Annotated in this window: 7 protein-coding genes; all 7 read left to right on the forward strand. The window is 70.2% G+C overall.

Annotated elements, in window-relative coordinates:
• Window positions 1–576 precede the first annotated feature (576 nt).
• Window positions 577–1242, forward strand: coding sequence for a lysophospholipid acyltransferase family protein (locus VFZ39_RS08890; RefSeq protein WP_330865378.1), 666 nt, complete (start codon window positions 577–579; stop codon window positions 1240–1242).
• Between the two features lie 296 nt (window positions 1243–1538).
• Window positions 1539–2429: a hypothetical protein gene (locus VFZ39_RS08895; RefSeq protein WP_330865379.1), complete on the forward strand. Its 891-nt coding sequence runs from the start codon at window positions 1539–1541 to the stop codon at window positions 2427–2429.
• Between the two features lie 107 nt (window positions 2430–2536).
• On the forward strand, window positions 2537–3634 hold the full coding sequence (locus VFZ39_RS08900; RefSeq protein ID WP_330865380.1) for an alpha/beta fold hydrolase: 1098 nt from the start codon (window positions 2537–2539) through the stop codon (window positions 3632–3634).
• Window positions 3635–3734: 100 nt separating this feature from the next.
• The gene (locus tag VFZ39_RS08905; protein WP_330865381.1) at window positions 3735–4403 is read left to right on the forward strand and encodes a hypothetical protein; all 669 of its coding nucleotides are present in this window, start codon (window positions 3735–3737) and stop codon (window positions 4401–4403) included.
• An 11-nt stretch (window positions 4404–4414) separates the two neighbouring features.
• Window positions 4415–4978, forward strand: a complete 564-nt coding sequence (locus VFZ39_RS08910; RefSeq protein ID WP_330865382.1) for an OsmC family protein — start codon at window positions 4415–4417, stop codon at window positions 4976–4978.
• Between the two features lie 52 nt (window positions 4979–5030).
• A complete protein-coding gene (locus VFZ39_RS08915; RefSeq protein WP_330865383.1) occupies window positions 5031–6209 on the forward strand; it encodes an NAD(P)/FAD-dependent oxidoreductase in 1179 nt (392 codons plus the stop codon).
• 110 nt (window positions 6210–6319) lie between these two features.
• On the forward strand, window positions 6320–7197 hold an 878-nt coding region (locus VFZ39_RS08920), incomplete at its 3' end, for a hydantoinase/oxoprolinase family protein (protein ID WP_330865384.1).

A 7197-nucleotide genomic window follows, 5' to 3' on the forward strand; every position in this document is an offset into this window, starting at 1 on the left:
CGGCGGGGCATAGAACTCTCTCACGCACTTCCGCAAGGGAGAGCGGGATGGCTCGGAGACGAGGGTCCATCCGGTGGGAACCGGTTCGCCGGGGAACACCGCAGCCGCCCGGTGACGGGGTCGGCTGGGACCGGAGTCAACGAGTGCATCGGCCGGAACGTCACCAGAACGGTCGCCCGGTGAGGGGCGCGGCCTTCGGGTCGAGCCCGTCACCATCGAAGGGCCCTTGTAGCTCATACCTGCGAGGGCCCTTCACCTATTTCCGGCCCCTGAGGCCGGGCGTGCCCGGCTCACGGCAGGCGAGGGCAGTGGCGGCGAAGGTCCGGGGGTTTCGAGGCTCGTCGCTGCGCTCCTCGCACCTCAACCACCGGACCTGCCGCATCGCCGGGGGTTGTCGAGCGCACGGGCTCGCCGACGGCTGTCGAGCGCACGGGCTCGCCGGCGGTTGAGGTGCGAGCGGAGCGAGCCTCGACACCCCCGGCGCCGGAAGCCAGTGGCGCGGCACGCGCGAGCCACCTACGGTCGGACGGTGTCGACCCGCGGCCCGGCAGCGCCCAGGAGCGGCATGATGAGGCCATGCTCTACGAGGTGATGCACACGGTGACGCCGCCGATTGCCAAGGCGATGTGGCGGCCTCGGGTCATCGGCCTTGATCGAGTGCCCGATACCGGCCCGGTGATCCTCGCGAGCAACCACCTCAGCTTCGTCGACAGCGTCGTGATCCCGATCGTGGTGCCCCGCAAGGTCGTCTTCCTCGCCAAGTCCGACTACTTCGACGGCTCCGGCTTCAAGGGCGCCGTGAGCCGGATCTGGTTCGAGGGACTCGGAATGCTGCCGATCGACCGCGACGACACCAAGGCCGCGCTCGCCAGCCTCGACACCGCGCTCGAGGTGCTCGGCCGGGGCGAGGCGTTCGGGATCTATCCCGAGGGCACCCGTTCCCGCGACGGTCGCCTCTACCGCGGCCGTACCGGCGTCGCCCACCTCGCGCTCACCGCGGGCTGCCCGGTCGTGCCGGTCGGCCTCTCCGGCACCCAGGACATCCAACCGGTCGGCGCCCGGCTGCCTCGGCTGGCGAGGGTGTCGGTGCAGTTCGGCGAGCCGCTCCACTTCACCGGCCGGTATGACGGCGTGCCGCTCGGCCGCGCTCGCCGCGAGGTGACCGACGAGATCATGGCCGCGATCGGGGCGCTGACCGGACAGGAGCCAGCGGGCGTTTACAACCAACGCGCCCCGGAGTAGGCGCTGGGACAGGAAGCCCGGCGGACGGTTCACTTACACTTCTAGGGATACGAGCGCCCGCGTGGGCAACAGCCGCCCCTCGCCTCGTGCCGGTCCGCTGGCCGCGCGATCTGGTGGTTGGTTGAAGACCCCATCCGAGGCGGACGCGCTCGCGCTGCTGCCGTACCAGGTGGCCGAGCGCACCACCTCCAGGGGTCAGCGAGATCGAGGTCCCATGACTGCACCGATCGTGGGTGCACACCGCGGATCCCAGGTGGACATCAGTTGCAGGCCTCAGGGTCGAGAAGGGAACTGAGATGAACGAGCTGGCTGCTGACCTGGTGCGCATCGGCCGTTTCACCACGGTCGCGTCCTATCAACGATTCGGCTATCTGTGCGGCGGCCTGCTCATCTTGAGCGGCCTCTTCCACGGCGTCGTCTATCTCGTCGACGGCGGCCCGTGGGAGGGCCCGGTCTCGTGGCGGAAGCCGATCGTGTTCGGCCTGTCGTTCGGGATCACCCTGGCCACGCTGACCTGGTTCATGGCCTTCCTGCGACCACGGCGGTGGCTCGGGTGGCTCGTCGTGGGCGTCTTCGCCTTCGCGTCGGTGGGCGAGGTCTTTCTCATCTCGATGCAGAAGTGGCGCGGCGTTGCGTCTCACTTCAACGAGGCCACCAGCTTCGACGGCATGATCTTCTCCCTGATGGGGATGCTGGTCGGGCTGGTCGCCCTGGTCATCGTGGCGGTCACGATCTGGGCGTTCGCACAGCTGGACGCTCCGCCCAGCCTGGCCCTCGCGATCCGGCTCGGGCTGGTATTGATGTTGGCCAGCCAGGGCGTCGGAGTGCAGATGATCGTCGAGGGCGGCAACACCTTCGGCGCCGAGGGCGCGCTGAAGGTCCCGCATGCGTTCACCCTGCACGCGGTACAGGTGCTGCCTGCCTTGGCTCTCCTGCTCCTGGCATCCCCCGAGCACACGGAGCGCCGACGGATCGAGATCCTGTCCCTGGGCGCCGTCGGATACGCGGCCCTGATCGCCTCGACCATGACCCAGGCCTACGCCGGCCGCAGCCCCTTCGACCTGGCCGCCCTGTCGTCGGCCCTCGCTCTTCTCGGCCTGGGTCTTCTGCTGGTGAGCGCCGGGTTCACGCTGCGCGGGATCGCTGCGCGGACACGCACCCCCACCCCTGAGCCGCATGTCCGGTGAGCACCCGAGATCATGGCCGCGATCGGCGCACTCACCGGACGGGAGCCTGCCGGGGTGTACAACGAGCGGGCCCTGAGTAGGTCGCGGCTCGTGGGTACGATCGAGGCGTGCCAGCCTCCGGTCGTGGGACGGCGCCGCCACCGCAGGAGCTGAGGTTCTGCAAGTCGGCCGACGGTGTGCGGATCGCTTATGCGCGCCACGGCTCCGGCCCTCCGCTGGTCATCGCGACCTGCTGGCTGAGTCACCTGCAGCATGACTGGGAGAGTCCCGTGTGGCGGCACTTCTTGAACGACCTGGGTGACGTCGCCACCGTGATCCGCTACGACGAGCGTGGGTACGGGCTGTCCGACTGGGACGTCGACGACTTCCGGCTCGAGGCACGGGTCGCCGATCTCGAGGCGGTCGTCGAGCATGCCGGACTCGACCGGTTCGCACTGATGGCGATGGCACAGGGCGGTCCGCCCTCGATCGTCTACGCGGTGCGCCATCCCGAGCGGGTGTCCCGGTTGATGTTCTACGGGAGCTACGCGGCGGCGTTCCGCGATCCGACGCCGGAGGACCTCGAGCTCGACGAGACCTTCGAGCGGCTGATCAAGGTCGGCTGGGCCCGGCCGGAGTCGGAGTTCCGGCGAGTGTTCACCTCGATGATGATCCCGGGCGCCAGCGAAGTCCAGATGCGCTGGCTCGATGAGCTGCAGCGCGTGTCCGTGTCGGCGGAGACCGCCTGTGCGGCCCGTCGACAACGCAATCGCGACGACGTGACCGACCTGCTGCCGGGGCTCGACCTCCCGACCCTGGTGCTGCACTCGCGGCGTGACCGTATGAACGACTTCGAGGGAGGTCGCCACCTCGCGTCGACGATCCCCGGTGCGAGGCTGGTCGTGCTGGAGAGCTCGAACCACATCGTGTTGGGCGACGAGCCGGCCTGGCAGGTCTTCGTCGACGAGGTGGCAGCGTTCATGTCGCCGGACCGCGAGCTGGGCACACGGGTCGCCGGTCCCGATCCGGCATCGCTGCTGTCGCCGCGAGAGCTCGACGTACTGCAGCTCGCCGCACAAGGGCAGGACAACGCCGCCATCGCACGGTCCCTCACCTTGAGCATCCGCACGGTCGAGCGGCACCTGCAGAACACGTACGCGAAGCTCGGCATCCAAGGGAAGTCGGCCCGCGCCGCGGCGGTCGCCAGGCTGATGACACGCACCTGACGAGTACGCGTACACCGCCATCGGCAGGCAGGACGCAGCCCCTGCGATTGCGCGCACGCACCGACGCGAGGTAGGCAGGCGCTTTCGTACGGTCAGCCCCATGACCATCACCGAGCCCGAGGCCTCGACCGGCGGCACCGGCTTCCTCGAGCTCCCGCCCACCTCGGCGGACGTGCGGCGCTTCTACGACGACAGCATCGCGAAGCAGGGCTTCCTGATGAACCTGACCAGGCTGTGGGCACACGACCCGGCGCTGCACCGCCGCCTGTTCGACCTGCTCGGCGACGCGGTCCGGGTCGGAGAGCTGACCGTCCGGCAGCGCGCCGTCCTGGTCGTCGCAGCAGCCTCCGCCTTCGGGGACGGGTATTGCTCACTCGCGTGGGGCCGGACACTGTCCGGCCTGGCCGGCGACGACGTGGCGGGCCAGGTCCTCCGTGGCGGCGACGTCGGGCTCGACCCGGCCGAGCGAGCCCTGGCGGGGTGGGCCCGGAAGGTGGCACGGGACCCGAACGCCACCGAGCCCCGCGACGTCCAGCCACTGCGTGACGCCGGGTACGACGAGCGGCAGATCTTCGCGACCACCGTCTTCGTCGCGCTCCGCCTGGCCTTCGCCACCGTGAACGACGCGCTCGGTGCCCGGCCGGACGCCGAGCTGCTGGCGACCACCCCGGCCTCCGTCCGCGATGCCGTCACCTACGGCCGCCCGGCCACCGATGCCGACGCGCAGCGCATGAACGGCCAGCAACCCACCCACATCCACCACAGTTGAGGAGCACCTCCATGAGCATCACCGACAACACCATCCGCAACGGGGTCGACACCGCGACCCTGTTCGCCACGCTCGACGCCGTGAAGGGCGACACCGACATCGCGGACTTCCGCTTCCGGGCCACCAACACCTGGCTGAGCGGCACCCACAGCCGGTCGGTGATCCACGCTTTCCACGGCGCCAAGCAGGAGATGACGCACCGGCAGCCGTTCGCGTTCGACGCCGACCACCCGCCGATCCTGGTCGGGACCGACAACGGTCCGACGCCGGTCGAGTTCCTTCTGCACGCGCTGGCCGCCTGCCTGACCGCGGGCATCGCCAACATCGCGGCGGCCCGCGGGGTGAACCTGACCGAGGTGTCCTCGACGGTCGAGGGCGACATCGACCTGCTCGGCATCCTCGGGCTGTCCGACGAGGTCCGCAACGGCTACCAGGAGGTCCGGGTGAGCTTCACGCTTCGTGGGGACGACCCTGACAAGCTGCGCTCGGTCGTCGAGCAGTCCCGCCGTCGGTCCGCCGTGTTCGACGTCATGACCAACGGGGTGCCCGTGTCGATCGACGTCGACGCCGGCTGACGTCACGTGACATCGCGTGTCACCCGTTTCGAACCAGTCGACTGGAGATGACATGAGCCGGATCGAGCCCCGCTACGACGTGGTGGTCGTGGGCGCCCGCGCGGCAGGCGCCGCCACCGCCCACCTGCTCGCCCGGCACGGCCTGCGAGTCCTGCTGGTCGACCGCAGCCGGTACGGCGCCGACACGTTGTCCACCCACGCCCTGATGCGCGGCGGCGTGCTGCAGCTCACCCGGTGGGGGTTGCTCGACCAGGTCATCGACGCGGGCACCCCGGCCGTGCGGCGTACGACGTTCCGGTACGCCGACGACCTGGTCCCGATCACCCTCAAGGAGTCGTACGGCGTGGAGGCGCTGTACGCGCCGAGGCGCACGGTCCTCGACCCGATCCTGGTCGACGCGGCCATGGCGGCCGGTGCCGACGTACGGTTCGGCATCGCCGTGACCGGCGTCGAGCGCGATCGCCACCGCAGGGTCACCGGGATCATCGGCCGGGCCCGGAGCGGCGAGACGGTGCGGGTCGCGACGCGGATCGTCGTGGGTGCCGACGGAATCAGGTCGACGATCGCCGACGCTGTCGACGCGCCGTACGAACGGGTCGGGAAGTCGATCGCCACGGTCACCTACGGCTACTGGACGGGGCTGGAGACCGACGGCTACGAATGGAACTTCCGGCCGAACGCGGCGTCCGGCGTCGTTCCCACCAACGCCGGTCAGGCCTGCGTGTTCGCGAGCGCGTCACCCCACCGGATGGGCCGCGGCGGGCTGGGACCGCTCACGCGCATCGTCGCCGAAACCCCGGGAGACCTCACGACCAGGCTCGCGGCTGCTTCACCGCCGGCCTCGCTGCGGACCTTCACGGGCAGGCCGGGCTACCTCCGCCGGGCGTGGGGCGAGGGCTGGGCGCTGGTCGGCGACGCCGGCTACTTCAAGGACCCGCTGGGTGCGCACGGGTTGACGGACGCACTGCGCGACGCCGAGCTGCTCGCCCGCGCGATCGTGGCCGTCCTCCGGGACGGTGCGGGTGAATGCGACGCCCTGTCGGCCTACCAGGCGAGCCGCGACGCACTGTCGACGGCCCTGTTCGAGGTGACGGACGTGATCGCCGGGCACCGCTGGACCGACGCGGAGATCCCGGACCTGCTGCTCCGGCTCAATGCAGCGATGGCCGACGAGCTCGAGGCGCTCGCCACCCTCCCGCCACTCCCGGCACTCGTCCACGCACCCTGCTGAGAACGCCGCCGACCCTGGCTGCGGTCTGTCAGGTGCTGCCAACCGCGCCGGGGTCCGTCGGCAGGATGTGCCGTCGTCCGGCGCCGCGGCAGACCTGTTGAATCGTGGGCATGGCATCGCGGCGGATCCGGATCGGGATCGACACCGGCGGCACCTTCACCGACGTGGTCGCGATCGACGAGGTCACCGGCGACGTCGTCACGACCAAGACGCCCTCGACCCCGAGCAACCCGGCCGACGGCTTCCTGGCCGGCATCGAGAAGGTGCTCGGCATGCTCGGTGCGGGTGGGGACACGATCGGTGCCGTCAGCCACGGCACGACCGTCGCCACGAACCAGCTCCTCGAGGGCAAGGTCGACCGGCTCGGCTTCATCACGACCGCCGGCTACGAGGCGATGCTCGAGATCGCCCGGCAGTCGGTTCCCGACGGCTACGGCAACTCGTACTTCTGGGTCAAGCCCGACCGGATCGTGCCGCGCGACCTGGTCCGCGGGGTCGAGGGTCGGCTCGACTTCACCGGCGCCGAGGTGCGTCCCTTCGACGAGGCCGGCGCTCGCGAGGTCGCACGCTGGTTCCGCGACCGTGGCATCTCCACCCTCGGCGTGTGCTTCCTGCACGCCTACACCAACGACGAGCACGAGGAGCGCATGCGCGCGATCCTCGCCGAGGAGCACCCGGACGCGGTGGTCTCGATCAGCAGCGAGGTGCTGCGCGAGTACCGCGAGTACGAGCGCGCCATGACCACCCTCGTCGACGCCGCTGTCAAGCCGCGGCTCTCGGCGTACGTGACGAACATCAAGACCAGGCTCACGGCCCTCGACGGTCGCGAGATCCCCTTCTACGTCATGAAGTCCAACGGCGGTGTGCTGAGCGCCGACGAGGTGGTGCACCAGCCGATCACGACGGTGCTGTCCGGCCCGGCAGCCGGGGCGCTCGGGGCGGCGCTGATCGCTCAGGTCGCGGGTTTCGACAAGGTCCTCACCAGCGA

Origin of the sequence: Nocardioides sp. (genome assembly GCF_036374615.1) — a bacterium.
GTDB lineage: Bacteria > Actinomycetota > Actinomycetes > Propionibacteriales > Nocardioidaceae > Nocardioides.